At 59.7% G+C, this 20,649-nt stretch carries 19 protein-coding genes; 4 read left to right on the top strand and 15 right to left on the bottom strand.

Translation table 11 applies throughout. From position 1 onward, the window contains the following. Genes NTD81_RS05995 through NTD81_RS05985 form a run of 3 tightly spaced genes read right to left on the bottom strand, consistent with a single transcriptional unit; the run spans window position 1 to window position 2,426 of the window. Window positions 1-801, bottom strand: coding sequence for an ABC transporter ATP-binding protein (locus tag NTD81_RS05995; RefSeq protein ID WP_262180505.1), 801 nt, complete (start codon window positions 799-801; stop codon window positions 1-3). Continuing rightward, entirely contained in the window at window positions 798-1,850 is a 1,053-nt protein-coding gene (locus NTD81_RS05990) for an acyl-CoA dehydrogenase family protein (RefSeq protein WP_262180503.1), read from the bottom strand. Before NTD81_RS05990 ends, NTD81_RS05995 begins: the two co-directional genes overlap by 4 nt. Before the next feature lie 21 nt (window positions 1,851-1,871). Beyond that, window positions 1,872-2,426 carry a carboxymuconolactone decarboxylase family protein gene (locus tag NTD81_RS05985; RefSeq protein WP_262180501.1) on the bottom strand — a complete coding sequence of 185 codons (555 nt, stop codon included), beginning with the start codon at window positions 2,424-2,426 and terminating at the stop codon, window positions 1,872-1,874. A 104-nt stretch (window positions 2,427-2,530) separates the two neighbouring features. On the opposite strand from NTD81_RS05985, the gene NTD81_RS05980 reads away from it, so the two are divergent. Then, window positions 2,531-3,436 carry an AraC family transcriptional regulator gene (locus NTD81_RS05980; protein ID WP_262180498.1) on the top strand — a complete coding sequence of 302 codons (906 nt, stop codon included), beginning with the start codon at window positions 2,531-2,533 and terminating at the stop codon, window positions 3,434-3,436. A gap of 727 nt (window positions 3,437-4,163) precedes the next feature. Here NTD81_RS05980 and NTD81_RS05975 read toward each other — a convergent pair. Genes NTD81_RS05975 through NTD81_RS05965 form a run of 3 tightly spaced genes read right to left on the bottom strand, consistent with a single transcriptional unit; the run spans window position 4,164 to window position 7,282 of the window. Further along, on the bottom strand, window positions 4,164-5,240 hold the full coding sequence (locus tag NTD81_RS05975) for an LLM class flavin-dependent oxidoreductase (RefSeq protein WP_262180496.1): 1,077 nt from the start codon (window positions 5,238-5,240) through the stop codon (window positions 4,164-4,166). A 15-nt stretch (window positions 5,241-5,255) separates the two neighbouring features. Further along, window positions 5,256-6,200 carry an ABC transporter substrate-binding protein gene (locus NTD81_RS05970; RefSeq protein WP_262180494.1) on the bottom strand — a complete coding sequence of 315 codons (945 nt, stop codon included), beginning with the start codon at window positions 6,198-6,200 and terminating at the stop codon, window positions 5,256-5,258. A gap of 17 nt (window positions 6,201-6,217) precedes the next feature. Beyond that, window positions 6,218-7,282, bottom strand: coding sequence for an LLM class flavin-dependent oxidoreductase (locus NTD81_RS05965; protein ID WP_262182050.1), 1,065 nt, complete (start codon window positions 7,280-7,282; stop codon window positions 6,218-6,220). 499 nt (window positions 7,283-7,781) lie between these two features. On the opposite strand from NTD81_RS05965, the gene NTD81_RS05960 reads away from it, so the two are divergent. After that, complete coding sequence (locus NTD81_RS05960) at window positions 7,782-8,387, top strand: cysteine dioxygenase (RefSeq protein WP_262180492.1); 606 nt, start codon at window positions 7,782-7,784, stop codon at window positions 8,385-8,387. Then, window positions 8,384-9,967 (top strand): rhodanese homology domain-containing protein, encoded by a 1,584-nt coding sequence (locus NTD81_RS05955; RefSeq protein ID WP_262180489.1) that lies wholly within the window; start codon window positions 8,384-8,386, stop codon window positions 9,965-9,967. Before NTD81_RS05960 ends, NTD81_RS05955 begins: the two co-directional genes overlap by 4 nt. 251 nt (window positions 9,968-10,218) lie before the next feature. Here NTD81_RS05955 and NTD81_RS05950 read toward each other — a convergent pair whose 3' ends face one another. The 4 genes from NTD81_RS05950 to NTD81_RS05935 form a co-directional block, all read right to left on the bottom strand. After that, on the bottom strand, window positions 10,219-12,156 hold the full coding sequence (locus tag NTD81_RS05950) for a family 2A encapsulin nanocompartment cargo protein cysteine desulfurase (RefSeq protein WP_262180487.1): 1,938 nt from the start codon (window positions 12,154-12,156) through the stop codon (window positions 10,219-10,221). Beyond that, a complete protein-coding gene (locus tag NTD81_RS05945; RefSeq protein ID WP_262180485.1) occupies window positions 12,131-13,063 on the bottom strand; it encodes a family 2A encapsulin nanocompartment shell protein in 933 nt (310 codons plus the stop codon). Before NTD81_RS05945 ends, NTD81_RS05950 begins: the two co-directional genes overlap by 26 nt. A 133-nt stretch (window positions 13,064-13,196) precedes the next feature. Beyond that, window positions 13,197-14,174, bottom strand: coding sequence for a serine O-acetyltransferase EpsC (gene epsC / locus NTD81_RS05940; protein ID WP_262180483.1), 978 nt, complete (start codon window positions 14,172-14,174; stop codon window positions 13,197-13,199). Between the two features lie 73 nt (window positions 14,175-14,247). Continuing rightward, window positions 14,248-14,766, bottom strand: a complete 519-nt coding sequence (locus NTD81_RS05935) for a rhodanese-like domain-containing protein (RefSeq protein ID WP_262180481.1) — start codon at window positions 14,764-14,766, stop codon at window positions 14,248-14,250. A 344-nt stretch (window positions 14,767-15,110) separates the two neighbouring features. Between NTD81_RS05935 and NTD81_RS05930 the strand changes: the two genes are divergently transcribed. Then, window positions 15,111-16,289 carry an MFS transporter gene (locus NTD81_RS05930; RefSeq protein WP_262180479.1) on the top strand — a complete coding sequence of 393 codons (1,179 nt, stop codon included), beginning with the start codon at window positions 15,111-15,113 and terminating at the stop codon, window positions 16,287-16,289. 163 nt (window positions 16,290-16,452) lie between these two features. Here the strand turns inward: NTD81_RS05930 and NTD81_RS05925 are convergent, their stop codons facing one another. From NTD81_RS05925 to NTD81_RS05905, 5 genes are all read right to left on the bottom strand, one after another. Further along, window positions 16,453-16,854 (bottom strand): ExbD/TolR family protein, encoded by a 402-nt coding sequence (locus NTD81_RS05925; RefSeq protein WP_262180477.1) that lies wholly within the window; start codon window positions 16,852-16,854, stop codon window positions 16,453-16,455. Window position 16,855: 1 nt separating this feature from the next. Further along, window positions 16,856-17,584, bottom strand: a complete 729-nt coding sequence (locus NTD81_RS05920; RefSeq protein WP_262180475.1) for a MotA/TolQ/ExbB proton channel family protein — start codon at window positions 17,582-17,584, stop codon at window positions 16,856-16,858. A 77-nt stretch (window positions 17,585-17,661) separates the two neighbouring features. Beyond that, on the bottom strand, window positions 17,662-18,465 hold the full coding sequence (locus NTD81_RS05915; protein ID WP_262180473.1) for an energy transducer TonB: 804 nt from the start codon (window positions 18,463-18,465) through the stop codon (window positions 17,662-17,664). 324 nt (window positions 18,466-18,789) lie between these two features. After that, on the bottom strand, window positions 18,790-19,698 hold the full coding sequence (locus tag NTD81_RS05910) for a TauD/TfdA dioxygenase family protein (RefSeq protein ID WP_262180471.1): 909 nt from the start codon (window positions 19,696-19,698) through the stop codon (window positions 18,790-18,792). 53 nt (window positions 19,699-19,751) lie between these two features. After that, the gene (locus NTD81_RS05905; protein WP_262180469.1) at window positions 19,752-20,648 is read right to left on the bottom strand and encodes a TauD/TfdA dioxygenase family protein; all 897 of its coding nucleotides are present in this window, start codon (window positions 20,646-20,648) and stop codon (window positions 19,752-19,754) included. Between the last annotated feature and the right edge of the window lies 1 nt (window position 20,649).

Raw genomic sequence — 20,649 nt, 5'->3', positions numbered from 1 at the left:
TTAAACTCCAGCGGGTTCAAGGGCAAGGGATGGTTTGCGGCTCGCCCGCCGTAGGGTTTTGAGGATGTCGACGCGCAAGGCGCCCAGCTCATCGACCAGATCCGCACGCGGCTGCGGCAGCTCGATGTGCCACTGATCGAGCGTGTGCGCTGGGCTGCCACCCAGTAGCAAAATCCGCTCGGACAACAGCAGTGCTTCATCAATGTCATGGGTGATCAGCACGGCTGCGGTCTGCCGTTCGTGCAGCAGGTTGACCAGCAGTTGCTGCATATCCGCGCGATTGACTTCATCCAGCGCGGCGAAGGGTTCATCCAACAGCAGCACCTGCGGCTCGCGGGCCAGGCAGCGCGCCAACGCTGTGCGCTGGGCCATGCCACCGGACAACTGTGCGGGATACAAACCGCGCGCGTGAGCCAGACCTACCGCGTCAATCGCACGCTGCACCCGCGCTTGTTTATCCGCCGCCGAGCTGCGTCCTTGGGATTTGAAATCGAGGCCAAAGGCGACGTTGTCTTCCATGCTCAACCAGGGCAACAAGGAGGGGTCCTGAAACGCTACGGCCAGGCGCGGATGCGCCCCTTTAAGCACCTCGCCATTGATCAGCACCTGGCCTTGCTGCGGCTTTTGCAAACCGGCCAACACCCGCAGCAGGCTGGACTTACCCACCCCGCTGGGGCCGAGAATCGTCACCAGTTCGCCAGGCTTGAGGCTTAGGGAAAACCGCTGCAATACCTGCCGAAAGCCCGCGCCCTGGCCATAGCCCAAGGCAATATCGCGGGCCTCTAACAGTACCTGGCTCATGCCTCACGCTCCAGCTCACCACGCAATTGCACCAGACTTGGGGTGATCACCGGAATAAACGCCGACTCGCGCCAACGTCTGGCAAAGCCGGCGCCATAGGGCTGTAAATAGGCCCGGCCACCACTGGCTTGCAGTTCCAGCTGCACGGCTTGACTGGTCAGGCCGGCCAAGGCGATGCGCAGCTTAAACAGCTCCTGCGGCTGGTTGAGAAAACGCTGCTCGCGCAGGCCTTGGTGCAGTTGCTCGCGGATGCCGACCAAGTCGCGTTGCAATTGGCTAAATTCCGCCGCCAACACGCAGCGGCTACCGGCCAAGTGCGCCGCTATCTCGGCCACCGAACGGCGTGCCAAGCCCAGCGCCATGGCGCACTGCAGGGCGAGAAAACACGGCCGCACCCGAGCCAGAAAACTGCGCGCATCCTCAGCGATCACCGCGCTGGCAGGCAGGTTTACATCGTGCAACTGCACGGCTGCGGTGTTGCTCGATTGCATACCGAGCAATTGCAAATCATCACCGCGGTGCAGACCTGGTTGCTGGCTGTCGATGGCGGCGATAAACGCCGAGCCATCGCTGCGTTCAACCGCAGCGGCCACCACAAAGCCTTGCTTGCGCAGATTGGTCACCCACGGCAAGCGCCCGTTAAGCACATAGCCGTCGCCTTGGGCGCTGGCCTGTACGCCCAACTGCTCGATGCCGCTGAGAAACTTCATGGCATTGGACAGGCCACTGGCGCCAGCTAGCTCGCCCTGCAACAAAGCCGGTAGCAAACGCTGTTGCAGTGACTGGTTGGTGCTTTGCAGCAAGAACTCAATAAATGAGCGCTGTCCCCACAGCACAAAGGCAGCGGTCAGTGAATGGGTGGCCACCTCAGTCACCGCCTCTACGGCTGCGCTGATATCACCCCCTAAGCCACCCTCCACCTCTGGCACGCCTACACGTAATAGATCCGCTGCCGCCAAGCGCGGTAATAGCTCGGCGCCGTCGAGTTGGCCCAGATCGAGCGCTTCGGCCTGTTGTTCCAGCCATTCACGCAATTGTGCGCTAAGCATGGGGAGTCTCCTTATTCAGGCTTAGTTGCCTTCCCAGCGATAAGCATCCAGCTGCGGGTTAAGCGGCGTATGGGCAAAGCTGTTGGCAAAGTTGCACAGGGTCGCCAGGCTCACGCCGAGGATCACTTCCAAGGCTTGGCCCTCGGTGAAGCCGGCGTCCTTAAAAGCTTGATAGTCGCTGTCGCTGACATTGCCACGCGTGGCAATCACCGCGCGGGTAAAGCTGGCCAGCGCCTCGTAGCGGGCATTGGGCAACTCACCACGGGCGCGTAAGGCGGCAATCACTTCTTCCGGCAGCTTGGCTTTGTTGCGGGCGATGGCGGTATGACCGGCCACGCAGAAGTTGCAGCCGTGGGTGGTGGCGGCGATCAGTTGGATCACTTCGCGCTCAGCCAGCCCCAGACTGGCCTTGCCGTTAAGGGCGGAAACGGTGACGTAGGTTTCCAGTGCGGCCGGAGCATTGGCCAGCACGGCGAGTAGATTGGGAATAAAGCCGGAGTTGTTCAGGGCATTTTGCAGAAACGGCTGGGCCTCTTGCGGCGCGGTTTCCAGAGTCTGTAGGGTGACGCGAGACATAGTCATAACTCCTGACTGAGGGGTGTTGATCTATTGTCTTGGTTATAAAAAACATCAGCCATATTCTAAAGTCGCGTTCACTTGCTCCTGAGTCTTTTGTTTAGATGAATTTCTCCACTACCCCTTACCAATGGTTATTAGACAGCCTGGAGCTTGACTCCAGTCTGTTTCATGTCGGTCGCTACTGCGGCAGCTGGCAGGCCAGCACCCAGGGCATGGCGCAGGCCAGTTTCCATGTAGTGGTGCAAGGTGAATGCTGGCTGCATCTGCATGAGCCAGCTGAAAGCATTGCCCTGCGTGCCGGCGATGCGGTGTTTTTGCTGCGCGACCTGCCTTATCGGTTGAGTAATGCCGCCTCCGCCGCGCAAGCGCTGAATAACCCGCGCATCAGCATGCAAGCGCTGGACGGCAAGGCCCGTGAGGGCGTGGGGTTGGTCTGTGGCTTCTTTCACTTTCGCCCGGGCCTCAGCAGCCTGATCCTCGACGCCCTGCCCGCCTATTTATTGCTACGCGCCGATGCGCCCGGCTCGAGTGCCGCCCGCCAATTGTTTGAGTTGATTTTGGCTGAGTGCAGCCGCGCCGAAGGCCCGGCCAACTCGTTATTGGAGCGCTTAAGTCACTTGCTGTTTATGTATGTGTTGCGCGAACAGAGCGAGGCGATTGAGGGCTTAGGTGGGGTGTTGGGCTTGGCTCGCCATCAACAGTTCAGCCCCTTGCTGGAGCAACTGATCGCCCAACCGCAACGGCCTTGGACGCTGGAACAAATGGCCGAGTTGAGCGGGCTTTCCCGTTCCGCCTTTGCCAAGCGTTTTCAGGAGCTGGCCGGCACCTCGCCTGGCCAGGTGTTGCAGAGCCTGCGCATGCGCCAGGCCTGCCGTTTGTTGCAACAAGGCCACCCGGTGGCCGAAAGCGCCGACGCCTGCGGCTACCACTCCATCGCCGCCTTTACCCGCGCCTTTAACAAAGTGATTGGCGTATTGCCCGGGGCTTACCGCAAGCAGTTTAGCTAGGCGCTTTTTGCGGTTGGTTTGTGCTCATGCGGGGTGACGGCTTCATACACCTTCACGCCCCAAACGATGGTGGCCAAGCCGCTGCGCGGCGTTGACCACCCTACCCATTCCCCTCCGATGGGCACGTCCGACCTCGACGTAGGGCGGTCAACGCGAAGCTTGGCCGCCTTGGGTTTTGCGGGGAGCTTGGGTTGCCCGCGACTCGGTGCGTGAAGGCCGCTGCGCGGCTTCACACACCCTACGAGCATTACATATCCGATGCTCGGCAAACCTTGGTGGCCAAGCCGCTGCGCGGCGTTGACCACCCTACCCATTCCCCTCCGATGGGCACGTCCGACCTCGACGTAGGGCGGTCAACGCGAAGCTTGGCCGCCTTGGGTTTTGTGGGGAGCTTGGGTTGCCCGCGACTCGGCGCGTGAAGGCCGTTGCGCGGCTTCACACACCCTACGAGCATTACATATCCAATGCCCGGCAAACCTTGGTGGCCAAGCCGCTGCGCGGCGTTGACCACCCTACCCATTCCCCTCCACGGGCACGTCCGACCTCGACGTAGGGCGGTCAACGCGAAGCTTGGCCGCCTTGGGTTTTGTGGGGAGCTTGGGTTGCCCGCGACTCGGCGCGTGAAGGCCGCTGCGCGGCTTCACACACCCTACGAGCATTACATATCCAATGCTCAGCAAATGGCGGTGGCCAAGCCGCTGCGCGGCGTTGACCAGCCTACGCCAGTTCATGCCACTTGCGCTTGGCGCGCCGCTACTTTGGCGCGGGTCAGTGGTAGCAGCTCGCGGCCATAGTCGGTGGCATCGACGATGGGGTCAAAACCGCGGACCAGGAAGGTAGTTACCCCCAGGTCGTAATACTCCAGCAAGGCATCGGCGACTTGCTCGGGCGTGCCAACCAGCGCCGTGGAGTTGTGCCCACCCCCAACCAGCTTGGCGATGCCGGTCCACAGGCGCTTGTCCACCACCGCACCTTGGGCGGCGATATCACGTAGACGCTGAGCGCCGACGCTCTCGTTCTTCGCCGGTAACACCGCGCCGGCACTGCTGATGCGCTCTTGGGCGCGCTGCAAAATGGCTTCAGCCTTGGCCCAAGCGGCCTCTTCAGTGTCAGCAATAATCGGCCGGAACGACACACTGAACTGCACCTCGCGGCCATGCTTAGCGGCCTCGGCGCGCACGCGTTCGATAGTCTCGCGGGTTTGCGCCAGCGACTCGCCCCACAACGCATACACATCGGCATGTTCACCGGCCACTTGCAGTGCCGCCGGCGAGGAGCCACCGAAGTAAATCGGCAGTTTGCCCTGTACCGGTTTAATCGCCGAGAAGGCTTGCTGCGCCTGGTAATGGGTGCCTTGATGATCGAACGGCTGGTCGCTGCTCCACACCTGGCGCAGCACCTTAAGAAACTCGGCGCTGCGCGTATAGCGCTGGTCGTGGTCGAGCCAGTCGCCATCCTTACGCTGCTCAGGGTCGCTGCCGCCGCTGATCACGTGCAGGGCCAAACGGCCATCCAGTAGATGATCAAGGCTCGCCAGTTTGCGCGCAGCCAAGGTCGGCGCGACAAACCCCGGACGATGGGCCAAGAGGAAGTTAAGTTTGGCCGTGGACAGCCCCGCCAGCGCAGTGACTAAAAATCCATCCGGCTGATCGGACCAATAACCCACCAATACCCGGTCAAAGCCTGCCGCTTCGTGGGCTTGGGCGCTTTGCACGATGTAGTCCTTATCGAACACCGGGCCGCTGGCGGCGATGGTTTCAGTGTTCAGACGGTGGCCGATCATGCCGATAAATTGAATGCTCATGGAGTCGCCCTACCCTTATGGATATGCCTGGCTAAAAGAAGTGTCGATGATGCTGCTGGTGTCGAACGCCTTAGGCAGCGCGCCGGTTTCGACGAGGAAATTGGCAGTGTCTTGGTAGTCCTTGGCGGCCTGTGCATCCACCGGGCCGATGCTCATTTTGGCGTGGCCGATCCAGTTCTGCGCCACGGCTTCATCAAGGTTGGCCTTCTGCGCCCAATGCTTGGCGTAGCTCTGTTTGTTCGCTTCAACCCAAGCCCGCGCCTTGCTCAAACGGCCGAGAAAATCATTGATCTGCGCACGCTTGGGCTCAATCGATTGAGCGTTGACGGCGATGCTGGACAAGCCCGGCATCAAATCGCGGGCGGTGATAATCGGCCTAGCACCACTGAAGACCACCTGCTGCGAGATATAGGGCTCCCACACCGGGAAGGCATCAATGCTGCCACTGGGCAATGCCGCCGCGGCATCAATCGGCATCAACTTGACCCACTCGACGTAGTCGTGGGGCAAGCCGGCTTTATCCAACGCGCGCAGGGTTAATTGCTGGCTCCAGGCGCCGGGCCAATAGGCGACTTTTTTGCCTTTAAGGTCGGCGATGGATTTCGCCGTGGAATCTTTCGCCACCAGCAATGCGATGGTGTCGGGGTTTTGCCGCGACACGCCGATCAACTTCACCGGCGCGCCTTTCGCGGCCAGAAAAATAAAACCTGAATCGCCAAGAAAGCCCAGATCCAACGCGCCAACTTCCAGCCCCTCCGCTACTGGTGCAGCTGACTGAAAGTGCTTCCACTCGACCTTATACGGCGCGTCTTTCAGCACCCCGGATGCTTCCACCGAGGCGCGGATGTTGTAGTAGTTCTGATCACCCACGGTCAGCACCTGCTGCTCAAGGGCTTGGCTTAGCGGACTGAGGATAGCCAAGGTGGCTAGGCTGGTACGCAACACCTGCAACAACTTCATCGAGCACTCTCCAAGTCTTAACCGGCCCGGCGTGTTTGCAGGGCATTGATCTGTTCGTGAATGGCCGGAATCAGGCCACGGCCGTAGCGTTCGGCGTCTTCCAGAGGATCGAAGCCGCGCAGCAAAAAGGTGTTAGCCCCTGCCTGCCAGTAGCGGCCCAAGGACTGCGCCACCTGCTCCGGGGTGCCGACCAAAGCGGTGGAGTTCCACTGCGCGCCAGTCAAGCGCGCCACGCCCATCCACAGGCGTTCATCCAACACCTCGCCGCGTTGGGCCGCAGCCAGCAAACGCTGGGAGCCGGCGTTGCTCGGTGCGTGCTGGCTGATCGGCAAACCCAAGCGCTGGCGGTTATCGCGGATGCGCTCAAGGATTTCTGCGGCGCGCTTCCACGCGGCCTCTTCGCTGTCCGCCACAATCGGCCGGAATGACACCGAGATACGCGGAGTACGGCCCTGGGCCTGCGCCGCAGCCCGCACCTGGCGCACATGGGCACTGAAGTCCGCCAACGGCTCGCCCCACAGCATGTAGGTGTCGGCATGGCGCGCTGCCACCTCGATAGCCGCCGGCGAGCTGCCACTGAAATAGATTGGGATATGCGGTTGCTGCACGGTGCGCACGTTAGGTAGCGCACCCTTGAAGTGGTAATGGGCACCCTGATGATCGACGGGGCCTTCGGCCATCCAGATCCGTTTGAGGATGCTCAGGTATTCATCGGTACGGGCGTAGCGTTGATCGTGATCGAGCCAGTCACCATCACGCTGCTGATCGGCATCGCTGCCGCCGCTGATCACATTCAAGGCCAAGCGGCCATTGCTGAACTGATCCAGAGTCGCCAACTGGCGCGCCGCCAACGGTGGAGCAATCACTCCTGGGCGATACGCCAGGAGGATGCCCAAGCGCTGGGTGGCTGCCGCAATAAACGAGCTGACTACCGCGCCTTCAGCGCCATTGGAGAAGTAACCAACCAGAGCCTTGTCAAAACCGGCCTGCTCATGGGCTTGCGCAAAACGCCGAACGAACTCTGGGTCCACGGCTTGGCCGAGGGGCTGATCGACCTCCGCGCTGGGAGTGGCAGTGATCATGCCGATAATTTCAGCGCGCATGATGCGCTCCTGTGTAGGTTGTGCATTTAGCCAGCGCAATCGGTCTTTTGATTATAAGAAGACACTGATGCCTAACGAACACTTATAAAAGTAATGACATCCTCTCTCGCTGTGAAATTCAATTTAGGCATAACCTAATATGCAAAACAGGCATTCAATATTCGTCAAATTTTGCCTGTTACGCATTTTTAGCGTGGCGAGACATGGCTCAGAATGCTTGCACTACAGCGTTGTTCCTGGCAAAGCTGCGAGCTAGGCGAGCGTCTGTTGATGGAGCACAGACAGCGGCGTAGTAACGGGTATAGATTGCCTAAGACTCAGCTCAGGTTGGCGGGCACGGGCACAGCGAGGAACCGGCACGAATGCATCAGCCATCGGCAGATAGATTCTAGATTCGCATATTAGCTTATGAATAAATTGAATTTTAATGATGTTAAGTTGGTTGTTACCTTAGCCTCATCGAACCATGGATATCCCTATGAGCAAGCCACTCCAACTGCACCGGCTACGCAGCTTTATTGATCAACTCGCCGCCCTGCTAGACCGCCAGCCGACAGAGGGGGTGATTCTTGAACAAGGCAGCCAACTGCTTAAGCAACTGGTCAGCCATGACGACTGGCTACCCGATGAGTTCGCCCAACCTAACCCAGAGCGTTACCAGCAATTTCTCCTGCACTGCGACTCGCGCCAGCGTTTCTCGGTGGTGAGTTTTGTCTGGGGCCCTGGGCAAACCACGCCGGTGCATGATCACCGGGTGTGGGGCCTGATCGGCATGTTGCGCGGAGCTGAGTTAGCCCAGGGCTTTAATCATCATCCTGATGGCGGCCTGCACGCCGAGGGCGCGCTCGTGCGTTTAGAGCCCGGCGATGTGGAAGCGGTATCTCCGCAGGTGGGCGATATCCATCAAGTCAGCAATGCCTTTAGCGATCGAACCTCAATCAGCATCCATGTGTATGGCGGCAATATCGGCGCTGTGCGCCGCGCCGTTTACCAACCTGATGGCAGCGAAAAAGCCTTTATCTCCGGCTATTCCAACCTCCACTTGCCCAATCTCTGGGACCTGTCGAAAGAGAACCTTGCATGAGCGCAATCCCAACCCGCAGTTACGCCGCCATCCGCCAAGCATTGTTAGATAAGCAAGAGCTGGCCTTGATTGATGTGCGCGAAGAAGCGCCATTCGCCGAAGAGCACCCGTTGTTTGCTGCCAATATTGCGCTGTCGAAACTTGAGCTGGAAATCTATGCGCGAGTGCCCCGCCGCGACACGTCAATCACCCTGTATGACGACGGTGAAGGCCTGGCCCTGCAGGCGGTTAAACGCCTACAAGCGCTGGGTTATGTCGACGTGGCGCTGTTGGCGGGCGGCTTAACCGGCTGGCGCGATGCCGGCGGTGAGCTGTTCCGCGACGTCAACGTACCCAGCAAAGCCTTTGGCGAGTTGGTGGAAAGCCAGCGCCATACCCCATCCCTAGCTGCGGAGGAAGTGCAAGCCCTGCTTGAGCAGCACGCCGATGTGGTGGTGTTGGATGCGCGGCGCTTTGATGAATACCAGACCATGAGCATCCCCAGCGGCATCAGCGTACCGGGGGCGGAGCTGGTCCTGCGCGCCCGTGAATTGGCGCCTAACCCCAACACGCAAATCATCGTTAACTGCGCTGGGCGTACGCGCAGCATTATCGGCACCCAGTCTCTGGTTAATGCGGGCATCCCCAACCCGGTGGCGGCCCTGCGTAATGGCACTATCGGCTGGACCTTGGCCGGACAAAAACTCGAGCACGGCCAGAGCCGCCGCTTTCCTGAGGTCAGCAGCAGCACGCAACAAACTGCCGCCCAGTCGGCCCGCGCCGTGGCCGACAAAGCCCGTGTAGGCCGCGCCAGCTTGGAGGATTTAACCCTCTGGCAAGCTGACGCCAGCCGCACCACTTACCTGTTTGATGTGCGCACTCCGGAAGAATTTGAAGCCGGTCACCTGCCTGGCGCCCGCTCTACTCCAGGTGGCCAACTGGTGCAGGAAACCGATCACTTCGCCAGCGTGCGCGGTGCCCGCTTGGTGTTGGTCGACGACGATGGCGTGCGCGCCAATATGAGTGCCTCTTGGCTGGCCCAGATGGGTTGGCAGGTCTATGTGCTCGATGCTCTGGAGCGCAGCGCGTTCAGCCAAACCGGCGCGTGGCAGGCGCCACTGCCGCCCGTGCCACAACCGCCAGCGATCGATCCACAAACCCTGACGCAGTGGCTGGCCGCTGGCGACACCCAAGTGCTGGACTTCACCTCCAGCGCCAATTATGTCGCCCGACATATCCCCGGCGCCTGGTGGGCGATTCGCGCGCAACTGCCGCAAGCCTTGGAGCAGATCCCAGTGGCTGAGCGCTATGTGCTGACCTGCGGCAGCAGCCTGCTGGCACGCTTTGTCGTGGCCGAACTGCAAGAGCTGACCAACAAGCCGGTGTATGTTCTGGAGGGTGGCCACGGCGCTTGGGCCGCTGCCGCCTTGCCGCTGGAAGCTGGCGAGCAGCGCCTAGCCGTGCCGCGCAGCGATCGTTATCGCCGCCCCTATGAAGGCACCGATAACCCTCGTGAAGCCATGCAAGGCTATCTGGACTGGGAGTTCGGCCTAGTGGAGCAACTGAGCCGCGACGGCACCCACGGTTTTTATGTGATCTAAACGCCGCAGGTAAACCTCAACCACCCCAGCAAACCCGACTGCGGCGCACCGCAGTCGGGTTTGCTGCTATCTGCAGGCAGCACAGCACCGTGCACAACGGTCAAACAGCGCTACCGGCTCAAGCCACTATTCAAGCAAACAGCACACAGCAAAACGCCGCGACTGCTTACACAATCGCGGCGTTGCCATGTTTCCCTTAGCGCTTGCTTAGCATGGCGCAGCGCTTAAAACGCCGCTGCGCCATAGCCAAACTAACGCTTATAGCGCGCTAAACGCTGCACGGTATCCACCAGCAAATCCACCTCGGCGTAGGTGTTATAGAACGCCAGGGATGGTCGTACCGTAGCCTCCACGCCAAAGCGGCGCAGGATCGGCTGCGCACAGTGGTGTCCGGAGCGCACGGCGATGCCTTCGCGGTTTAGCGCTGCGCCCACCTCTTCTGTACGGTAACCGTCGAGGACAAAGGACAACACGCTGGCCTTGTGGGCCGCCGTGCCGATCAGACGCAAACCGGGGATTTGCCGCAGACCATGGGTGGCGTACACCAGCAAGTCATGCTCATAGCGGTAGATATTTTCCAGGCCGATACGCTCGACATAATCCAGCGCCGCGCCTAGCCCTACCGCATCTGCAATGTTGCCAGTGCCGGCCTCAAATCGCGCCGGTGCCGGTTGATACTGGGTCTTCTCGAAGGTCACGTCGGCAATCATATTGCCGCCACCCTGCCAAGGCGGCAGCGTGGCAAGCAAATCGGCTTTGCCGTAGACCACACCGATGCCAGTTGGGCCAAAAATCTTGTGCCCGGAGAAGATAAAGAAGTCCGCCCCCAGTGCCTGCACATTCACCCGCAAGTGCGACACCGACTGCGCTCCATCCACCAGTACCCGCGCGCCCACACCATGGGCCAGGGCAATGATCTCCGCCACGGGAGTCACCGTGCCCAAGGCGTTGGAGACCTGGGTAATGGCCACCAACTTAGTACGCGAGCAGAGCAGCTTGATGAACTCTTCGAGGATGATTTGCCCCGAATCGTCCACCGGAATCACCTTGATCTTCGCCCCGACTTCGGCCGCTAATTGCTGCCACGGCACGATGTTGGCGTGGTGCTCCAGGTGCGAGACGATAATCTCGTCGCCGGCGCCGATGTACTTGCGGCCAAAGGTATTGGCCACCAGGTTGATGCCCTCCGTAGCACCGCGAACAAAGATGATTTCATCGCTGGAGCGCGCGCCGAGAAAACGTGCCGCAGTGTTGCGTGCGCCTTCGTAAGCATCGGTGGCGCGAGCAGCCAGCTCATGGGCAGCGCGGTGGATATTGGAGTTCTCGTGTTGATAGAAGTAAGCCAACCGATCAATCACCACCTGCGGCTTTTGCGTGGTGGCGGCGTTGTCAAACCACACCAGTGGCTTGCCATTAACCCGCTCACTGAGGATCGGAAAATCCCGCCGCACCGCATGCACGTCAAAGGCACTTTGCCCCTGCGGGCGATCATGGCCGGCCGGCGCGGGCTGCAAACGGGCACTGCTGCCCGAGTCAAACCGCCCCTGCTCCGGCCGCCGTGGCTCACTGCCCCGCCCTTGCCCGGGCTGACTGGCCCCGGCTTGTTCGAGAAAGTAAAACTGCCCGCCCGACTGCGGCCCATTACCTGTACCCAGCGCCAAAGGCTGCGGTTGCTGCCCGGCGACAATGCCCTGAACGATTTGCGCAAGCTCAGCGCCACCGGGTAAGCCAAAGCTCTGCGCCTGCACGGTGCTTTCCGGCTCCTGCCCTACGTCTTGCGTAGGCGCCCCAGCTGCTGGCTGGTTATTAGCAAAGTAAAACGCCGATGGTGCAGGTACCCCGCCGGCATTCGGAGCAATAATCGAAGCCCCCGGATACACCTGCGGAATGGCTGCGGTATAGGCCTGCGGCGTGCCCAAGTCATAGCCATCCGCCGTCCCTGCCGGTAGCCCCTGCTGGGCCGGCTCGTGGGCCTGCAAGCTAGGCGAAGCCGCGCCAGGAGCCGAACCACCAGCGCTAGGCGCCGCCTGGCTGGGCACAGCCAAGCCAGACACACCTGGCGTCGGCGCACCCGGCAAGCTGGCAAAAAACTCATTGGCCAAGCGGCTGAGCGCGCCAATATCGGGCAAGCCCGCTGCCGCCTGTTCGCCACCAGCGCCTGGGTTACTTGTAGGTGTCTGGATAGTCATGATATTTGCCGACCTCCACGTCATCGAGTACTGCCAGTGCATCCTCAGTCAGTACGGCCAAGGAGCAGTACAGCGAGATCAGGTAGGACGCGATAGCGTTGCGGTTAATCCCCATGAAGCGCACTGACAGGCCTGGGCTTTGTTCACCGGCCACACCGGGCTGATACAGACCAATCACGCCCTGGCGCTTATCGCCAACGCGCAGCAGCAAAATCTTGGTTTTGCCGTCTTCATCAATCGCTACTTTGTCCGATGGAATAAGCGGCAGGCCACGCCAGGTCAGGAACTGCGAGCCGAACAGGCTGATGGTCGGCGGCGGTACACCACGGCGGGTACATTCACGGCCAAAGGCGGCAATGGCCAGTGGGTGGGCAAGGAAGAACGCAGGCTCTTTCCACACCTTGGTGATCAGCTCATCCAGATCATCAGGGGTCGGCGCACCGGTCAGGGTGGAGATACGCTGAGTCGAGTCGACGCTGGCCAGGAGCCCGTATTCGGGGTTATTGATCAGTTCGTTTTCCTGACGCTCTTTGATGGTTTCGATGGTCAGGCGCAATTGCTCGCGGATCTGATCATGGGGGCTGCTGTACAGGTCGGAAACGCGGGTGTGCACATCCAAGATGGTGCTCACCGCATTGAGGAAGTACTCCCGAGGATGCTCCTCATAATCGACAAAAGTCTGCGGCAACGCCGACTCATCGCGCTGCGAGCAGGCGACTTGCACATTGAGTGGGTTTTTCACCTTGTTCAGGCGAAAGATACCCGCCTCCACGGGCGTCCATTGCAATAAATGCACGAGCCAGCGGGGGGTGATGGTGGAAAGTTGCGGTACAGTCTTTGTCGCGTTTGCCAATTGCCGCGCGGCGTTATCCCCTAACGCCAAGCGTACATCCTGATTGTCAGCCATAGATTGCTCCGAAAAGTCTTATAGATAGCTGCTGTGTAATCCCTGGCTTCGCGTAAAAAGCTCTAACGTCTAGGCGAACCTCGATCTTACACAACACACTGTTGGGCACAGGGCCGAAAGGTTGGTCACAGGACTACCCCGCGTTGCCTGGTTGATGTTGCGCACTGGCCTGACTGACGTTGCTGCCTTGGGGCACGCTGCGAGTCAGCCAGACATTTCCACCGATGATGGAACCTTTACCGATGGTGATCCGCCCGAGGATGGTGGCCCCGGCGTAAATCACAACATCGTCTTCAACTATTGGGTGACGCGGTTCACCTTTGTGCAACGCGCCGAACTCATCTGAAGTAAAGCGTTTGGCACCTAAAGTGACAGCCTGATAAATGCGAACTCTGTCACCAATCACAGCAGTTTCTCCAATCACCACGCCAGTACCGTGATCGATAAAGAAGCTATTACCGATTTGTGCGCCGGGGTGAATATCAATACCGGTGGCCGAGTGGGCCAGCTCAGAGATGATCCGCGCCAGCAGGGTCAGGTCGGCTTTGTATAAATGGTGGGCAATACGGTGGTGAATCACCGCGATAATCCCTGGGTAGCACAACAGCACTTCATCCACGGTACGCGCCGCCGGATCGCCGTTAAAGGCGGCAATTACATCGTGATCCAGAGTGCGGCGCAACGCCGGCAAACTGCTGGCAAACTCTCGCACGCGCTGTACTGCCTGATGGTCGATATGCGGATCGTCCTCGCCACGCAGACGGGCGATATAGCGCAACTCCAAGCGTACTTGGGTCAGCAAGCTATTAAGGGCAGTATCGAGGGTGTGGCCGACGTAAAAGTCTTCACTTTCCTCACGCAACTCGTTCGGCCCCAAACGCATCGGGAACAACGCGCCGCTTAAGGCTTGGATGATGTCACTGATGGCTTGGCGCGAGGGCAATTCGCGGCCGCCTAATTCGCGTGCCCGACCGGTGCTGCTACGCCACTCGGCACGGACCCCGCGCAGTTCCTCAACAATGTTATCCAACTGCCAGTTAACCGGACGCACCACGGCCTCCACTGGAGTTGGGGTGAGGCCTTCCAGGGCACTCTTAAGCTTTTCAGACATACGCATTCCCAGCGCCCAGCCCTAGGCTGAGCACAGCAAAAAATCGGTTAAAGGAGATGGGCACCGCGTGCGTTTAATCTTGCACCCAAGGCAAACCCCAATGCCGCCAGCCACCGCTTTCGCCGCGCTGCTGCTGGGTATCCAGATCGCCTTCGAAGCCTTCAAGTACATTAAACACTTGGCTAAAACCAGCCGCTGCGGCAGCGCTGGCAGCGGCGGCAGAACGTTTGCCACTGCGGCACAACAGCACCACGGGTTTGTCGCGGCCGGCTTTAAGCTCTAGCTCACGCAGGAAACGGGGGTTTTTGATCATCGCCGGGCCGGTTTGCCAGGCCACATGCAGAGCGTTGGGTACATGCCCGACGAATTTGAGTTCTTCTGCAGTGCGCACATCGACCAGCTGCACGGCGCCAGCTTCGATCAGCGCCCATGCCTCAGGAGGATAGAGACTGCCGGCATAGCTGATTTGATTCAGCGCGCCGCGGGCACGCCCGCGTGACAGCAGTTGTTCCGGGTTTTGCGCTAACACGCTGCGCAGGTTTTGTGGACGTTGCAAATCATCGGCAGGGACAAGCGAAGCAAGAGCTGACATGACGCATCCTCTAATGGGCTAGTCGGGCTGGGCAGGTGACCTGCTAGGCCGCAGTGAGGCCAACTCTATGCCCATCACATATATCCAAAAAATAATTATTTATTTTATTTGCCAAACTTAATCGAATATAAAAACCAGCGTTCCCTGCCTTCATCACTCAGACTAGAGCAACCAGGCGTAACTATCTGACTGGCAGTGGTCCGATAAGATTCCCTGGCAAGCGCGCTCAAGTAGCCGCTGCTAGAGACGTCCGATCAACTGCCGTGCAAACAGGCAAAAGGCCAACGCAAGCCGCCCAAAAGCGCCTAGAATGCGCCGCCCTAGGATCAACGAGCCTGTCTGCAATGCCCACTTCACGACTTCTATCTTTACCGCTGCTAGCCTTGGCCCTTGGCGGCTTTGTGGTAGGTAGCAGCGAGTTCATCATCATGGGCTTACTGCCAGAGATCGCCGCCGACTTGCAGGTGAGCCTGGCCAACGCCGGGCTGCTGGTCAGCGCCTACGCCATGGGCGTGGTGGTCGGTGCGCCGCTGCTAGGGCCAATGTTGGATCGCGCGCCGCGCCGGCAAGCGGTCATCCTGTTGATGCTGGCTTACACCTTAGGCAACTTAGCCTGCGCCCTGGCCCCGGACTATTACTGGCTGCTCGGCGCGCGCTTGCTTACCGCGATCAGCCATGCCGGCTTCTTTGGCTGTGCCACCCTGCTCGCCCGCGATCTGGCTCCAGCCCACCGCAAAGCTTCGGCCATGGCCTTGGTGATCAGCGGCTTAACCATCGCCAACGTACTGGGTGTGCCCTTGGGTGCCTGGCTGGGCCAGAGCACCAGCTGGCGCATGACCTTCTTTGTCGTGGCTTTTATTGGCCTGCTGACACTCATCGCGCAGTTTCTGTGGCTGCCCGCCACTGCGCGCCCAGTACGCAACAGCGCCGGCAGCTGGAGCGGCATCATGCGTCGGCCGGTGTTGCACACCTTGCTGGTCTGCTGCCTGTCGTCGGTGGCGCTGTTTAGCGTATTCACTTACATCAGCCCGCTGCTGCGCGAAGTCAGCGGCTTTAGCGCACAACTGACCAATACCGCGCTGTTGTTAGTGGGCGTGGGCTTGACTCTAGGCAACCTGCTTGGTGGACGCCTGGCCGATCGCGGCATCCCCTACGCGGTGCCGCTGGCCATGCTGACCAGTGCCGTGGCGCTGCTCAGTTTGTTTGTCTTCTCTGAACAGTGGATTTTGGTGATGGCGGCGCTGCTGCTGTGGGGCGTGGCCAGTTTTGCCATTTCCACTCCGCTGCAAATCGCCCTAGTGGAGCAAGCCGGCGAATCCGCCAGCCTGGCAGCTACCCTAAGCCATGCCGCGTTTAACCTGGGCAATGCCTCCGGCGCGTGGTTTGGTGGCCTGTGGCTGAGCGCCCAGCTGGGCCTGCCGCACCTGCCGCTGTTCGGCATTTTGATGCTGCTGATGACTGCCACACTGGCCTGCTGGTTACCTAAACCAAACGCGGTTCAGCACACCCAGCTCAGCCATTAAGCAGGCAAAAAAATGCCAGGAGCACGACAAGCGCGTCCTGGCATATCCCAAAGCGTGGCCAGCTTCGCTCTGGCCTGACGGGCTTTGCTCTAGCTCAGTAGCTAAGCCGTCATGAATAAAAATAGGACCACAGTTTCCCTGCCAGAATCTGTGGCCCAAAACTTTAGCGCGCGGTAATCACCGCCAGCTTGGTAATCCCGGCCCGCTCAATCGCCGCCATGGCTTTAGCCACGGTGCCGTAACCCACCTGATCATCAGCCTGCAACTGCACTTTGATCTCGGCGTCTTTGGCCTTGGCTTCAGCCAGATTGCTTTCCAACAGCTCGGGCTGAATTTGATCTTTATTGATAAACAACTGGCCTTCGGCATCGATGCTGATCACCAGCGGATCTTTTTGATCCGCCGGAGCTACGGCTTCAGTCTTCGGCAAGTTGATCGGAATCGAGTTGGTCAACAGGGGGGCGGTGACGATAAACACCACCAGCAGTACCAGCATCACATCGACCAGTGGCGTGACGTTGATTTCACTCAGCACTTCATCACTGTCTTGGGTTGAGAAGGCCATGTTAGGAGGCCTCCTGCACTTTCAGACCGCCAGTGGGAGCCGCACTGCGCTTGCTGGCCGGATGGACGATGACCTTGAAGGCACTCTTCTGCGCCAGGCTGTAGAAGTCATGGGCGAAGTCGTCCAGATCAGCCGCAGTCAGCTTCAGGCGACGCAGGAAGTAGTTGTAAACCAGCACCGCAGGTACTGCCACCGCGATGCCCACACCCGTCGCCACCAGTGCCGCGCCGATAGGCCCAGCGACGGTTTCCAGGCTGGCGTTACCGGCCAGGCTGATGCCTTTGAGTGCTTCCATGATGCCCCACACGGTGCCGAACAGACCGATAAAGGGCGAAGTCGAACCAATCGAAGCGACCACCGCCAAGCCCGACTCCAAGGAGCGGCGTTCACGCTGAATTTGCTGACGCAGGGCGCGCTCCAAGCGGTCTTGATGATTGATCGCCTGGCTCAGGTCGCCTGGCTGACCGGCCTCTTGAACTTGAATCGCGGCGAAACCCGCTTGGGCCAAGTGGGCCACGGCGCCAGACTGGTTTTGCCCCAGCTCAGCGGCGGAATCCAAACTGGTGGCACTCCAGAATTGCTTCTCGAATTTACGATCTTGATAACGCTGGCGGGCAAACTGAATGCCCTTGATCAGGGCCAAGCCCCAGGTCACCACCGAGAAGCCAATCAGCAGCCAGATCACGGCGTGCTCAACTGATTGCAGAGGCGAATCGACTAATAGGTTCATGCTGCTCTCCTTAAAACGTAAAAATTATTCAGGCCTAGGCCGTATCTCTTGGCGGCGCTGCTGGGCAGCGCTGCGGATTAATTCAATTTGAAATCCAGCGGCACACTCACCCAGCCTTCCTGGGCTACATCGCCGCGCTTAGCCGGAACAAACGACCAACGCTGCACCGCTCTTACTGCGGCCTGGTCCAGCACATCGCGGCCACTGCTTTGTTGAATCTGGATGTCACCCGGCTTGCCGCTAGCCAGCACGCGTACCCGCAGCAACACCGTGCCCTCCCAACCACGGCGCTGCGCCAGGCTTGGGTATTCCGGCGCCGGGTTCTTCAGATAGGCCGCATTGGCTGAAGGTGGCGTTAGGGTCGGCGCAGGCGCGGGGGCGGCTGCCACTGGTGCGGGCGTCGGCGCTGGAGGCGGCTCCACAGCTTTAGGCGGCGCAGGTTGCGGCGGTACAGGCTTAGGTTTCGGTGGCTGCGGTTTTGGCTTAGGTAGCGGCTTTGGCGGTTCTGGCTTCTTCACTGCCAACTCATCCACCACCGGCTCCGGCGCCTTCACCACCTCCTGCACCACAGGCTCTGGTGGCGGCGGTGGCGGACTGGCGAATTCAATGGTCATCGGTGGAATCTGTACCGGCACTTCCGGCAGCACCGGCTCAGGCCGCTGGGCTAACCAGTAGAGCACTGCGCCGTGCAGAGTGAGGGCAAACAAGCCCAGTAAAATCCCTTCGCGCCGACTCAGCGTTGGCTTACCCGGCTTACCGGCCAAACGCTGCAAGCCCAAGGCTTGGCGCAGTGGCACACCAAGGTCAAGTACTTCGCCTGGGCTGCGCAGTTCCCGCCATAGCGCTTCGCTGGGATGATCAGCTGTAAGCACATTGCCCATCAGCAAACTCCTGAACACGATTAAAAATTAACGATTACTCAGGCGGGTGACTTCCCTCTCCGGCCTGCTAGACAGCGTCCTAGAGCGCTGCAACACGGGGAAATCATTGACGCTGTGACTTATCCCATAAAGTAATTTTTAATAAGACATTAATTACTTAAAAGAATAAGAATTCACAGGCTATTGATTTATATGAAGTTATTTTTACGATGCCTTAATAGCATGTAAAAAATGCTCTCAAGGCATTGATACGCCTGCAAAAAAGCCACAAAAAAACGGCCCAGATCGCTAGAACTGGGCCGTTTTTCAATGGCTTAGGGCATTTTAAAACGGCCGACTACCGGCCAAACTGATGCGCTGCATGCGCCGACGCTGGTTGGCCGGGAAGGCATTACGGGCATGCAGCGTGGCCTGGTTATCCCAATACACGATGTCGCCCACTTGCCAACGGTGGGTGTAGCTGAAGCTGGGGTTCTGCAAGTGCTCACGCAGCTTGGCAATCAAGGCCTGGCCACGCTCAGGATCGTAGCCAGCTAGCTCGACCTCGGTATGCACACTGAGAAACAGCAGCGGCTTGCCGCTATCCGGATGGATACGCACCAAGGGATGCTCGGTGCCTTGGATCGGTTCGATATCGGGTGTGCGGTAGGTGACAAAGCCACCGTTGTAGCCACCGTTTTTGATCCGCACAAAGGGGTTGTAGTTGATCAGGCGCAGGTCTTTGATTTCAGCCTTAGTCGCCTCATCCAAGCTGCTGTAGGCCAGCGCCAGATTGGTCCAAATAGTCTCGCCGCCCTCTTGCGGCACCTCATGGGCGTAGAGCAAGGAGCCGGAGGATGGGGTCGGCGTCCACTGATGGTCGCTGTGCGCCGGCAAAGCATAGTTGCCCAGCTCGCCGTCGCCGGTATTGGCCACCTTGACGATCTCCGGCGCACGGCCATCGGCCTGGGAAGACAGCACGGCGAAGTCCGGGTGGGGCTGAAACACCGAGCCAAACCAGGTGCTAAAACGCAGGAACTGCGCATCATCTAACTGCTGGTTTTTGAAGATCAAAATATGCTGTTCCTGCAGCGCGCCTTTCAGCGCCAAAATCTGCTGAGCGCTAAGCGGCTCACGGCCATCAACACCATAGACTTGCGCACCTAGCGGTGCGGCTAAGGGCTCAATGCGAAAGGTCTCGGCAACGGCTTGCCCAGACTGCGTTGAACGCTGTTCTGCAACGGCAGTACTCATGATTAAACGTCCTTAACAGCTTGGCGATGCAGGCCGCCGTAGCGGCCTGAACATTAGTGTTTAGCGCTGGCGTGGCTGCGCTGGCCATCGATGCTCACCGGCACGTCGCCGGCCAGGGTCACGCGCCGCACGATGCGCGGCTGGTCGGCGTAATCGTCGACGGCATAATGCTGGGTCGAGCGGTTATCCCAGATCGCCACATCGCCCACGTTCCAGCGCCAGCGCACGGTGTTTTCCGGACGAATCACGTAGTTCTGCAGCAGGTTAAACAGGCTCTGCGATTCAGCCACGCTAAAACCCTTAATGCGCTTCACAAAGTGGCCCAGGATCAAACTGCGCTCGCCGCTCACCGGATGCACTCGCACCAAGGGGTGCTCAGTCTCATAGACGGTGGAGGCAAAGATTTTGCGATAGGCCTCCAGCACCGCCGGGTCAGCGTTGCGCTTGCCGTGGGCGTAGTCATATTCATTGCTGTGCACGGCCCAGAGCTTGTCGGCCAGCTCGCGCAACTCATCGGGCAGGTCGTTGTAAGCCGTGGCAGTGTTGGCCCAGATCGTGTCGCCACCAGCAGCCGGGGCCACCACCGAACGCAAGATAGAAGCCTTGGGATAGGCTTCGACAAAGGTCACATCGGTGTGCCAGGAGTTAGCCCGCTGACCACGGGCGCCATCCAGCTCCAGCAGATAACGGGTGCCATCACGCACCGGCACGGTGGGGTGGGAAATGGGCTGGCCAAGCAGGCTGGCGAAAGCCTCCTGGCTCTGGTCATCCAACTCCTGCTGACGGAAGAAGATCACCTTGTGCTCGACCAACGCCGCCTCGATGGCGGCCACCACCTCAGGGGCTAAATCACCGGTGAGTTTGATCCCGCGAATCTCGGCGCCAATGCGCCCGGCCACCGGGTGAATGTCCAAAGTCACGGGGCTGATTTTTTGCGCTAGGTTGCTCATA

The sequence above is a fragment of the Pseudomonas sp. 5P_3.1_Bac2 genome (assembly GCF_025465995.1).
GTDB lineage: Bacteria > Pseudomonadota > Gammaproteobacteria > Pseudomonadales > Pseudomonadaceae > Aquipseudomonas.
Note: the sequence above shows the minus strand (reverse complement) of the source record. Positions and strands in the feature narration are given on the sequence as shown.

Coding starts and splice junctions, on each gene's coding strand:
- NTD81_RS05995 (WP_262180505.1), bottom strand. CDS start 801: ATGAGCCAGGTACTGTTAGAGGCCCGCGATATTGCCTTGGGCTATGGC.
- NTD81_RS05990 (WP_262180503.1), bottom strand. CDS start 1,850: ATGCTTAGCGCACAATTGCGTGAATGGCTGGAACAACAGGCCGAAGCG.
- NTD81_RS05985 (WP_262180501.1), bottom strand. CDS start 2,426: ATGTCTCGCGTCACCCTACAGACTCTGGAAACCGCGCCGCAAGAGGCC.
- NTD81_RS05980 (WP_262180498.1), top strand. CDS start 2,531: ATGAATTTCTCCACTACCCCTTACCAATGGTTATTAGACAGCCTGGAG.
- NTD81_RS05975 (WP_262180496.1), bottom strand. CDS start 5,240: ATGAGCATTCAATTTATCGGCATGATCGGCCACCGTCTGAACACTGAA.
- NTD81_RS05970 (WP_262180494.1), bottom strand. CDS start 6,200: ATGAAGTTGTTGCAGGTGTTGCGTACCAGCCTAGCCACCTTGGCTATC.
- NTD81_RS05965 (WP_262182050.1), bottom strand. CDS start 7,282: ATGATCACTGCCACTCCCAGCGCGGAGGTCGATCAGCCCCTCGGCCAA.
- NTD81_RS05960 (WP_262180492.1), top strand. CDS start 7,782: ATGAGCAAGCCACTCCAACTGCACCGGCTACGCAGCTTTATTGATCAA.
- NTD81_RS05955 (WP_262180489.1), top strand. CDS start 8,384: ATGAGCGCAATCCCAACCCGCAGTTACGCCGCCATCCGCCAAGCATTG.
- NTD81_RS05950 (WP_262180487.1), bottom strand. CDS start 12,156: ATGACTATCCAGACACCTACAAGTAACCCAGGCGCTGGTGGCGAACAG.
- NTD81_RS05945 (WP_262180485.1), bottom strand. CDS start 13,063: ATGGCTGACAATCAGGATGTACGCTTGGCGTTAGGGGATAACGCCGCG.
- epsC (WP_262180483.1), bottom strand. CDS start 14,174: ATGTCTGAAAAGCTTAAGAGTGCCCTGGAAGGCCTCACCCCAACTCCA.
- NTD81_RS05935 (WP_262180481.1), bottom strand. CDS start 14,766: ATGTCAGCTCTTGCTTCGCTTGTCCCTGCCGATGATTTGCAACGTCCA.
- NTD81_RS05930 (WP_262180479.1), top strand. CDS start 15,111: ATGCCCACTTCACGACTTCTATCTTTACCGCTGCTAGCCTTGGCCCTT.
- NTD81_RS05925 (WP_262180477.1), bottom strand. CDS start 16,854: ATGGCCTTCTCAACCCAAGACAGTGATGAAGTGCTGAGTGAAATCAAC.
- NTD81_RS05920 (WP_262180475.1), bottom strand. CDS start 17,584: ATGAACCTATTAGTCGATTCGCCTCTGCAATCAGTTGAGCACGCCGTG.
- NTD81_RS05915 (WP_262180473.1), bottom strand. CDS start 18,465: ATGGGCAATGTGCTTACAGCTGATCATCCCAGCGAAGCGCTATGGCGG.
- NTD81_RS05910 (WP_262180471.1), bottom strand. CDS start 19,698: ATGAGTACTGCCGTTGCAGAACAGCGTTCAACGCAGTCTGGGCAAGCC.
- NTD81_RS05905 (WP_262180469.1), bottom strand. CDS start 20,648: ATGAGCAACCTAGCGCAAAAAATCAGCCCCGTGACTTTGGACATTCAC.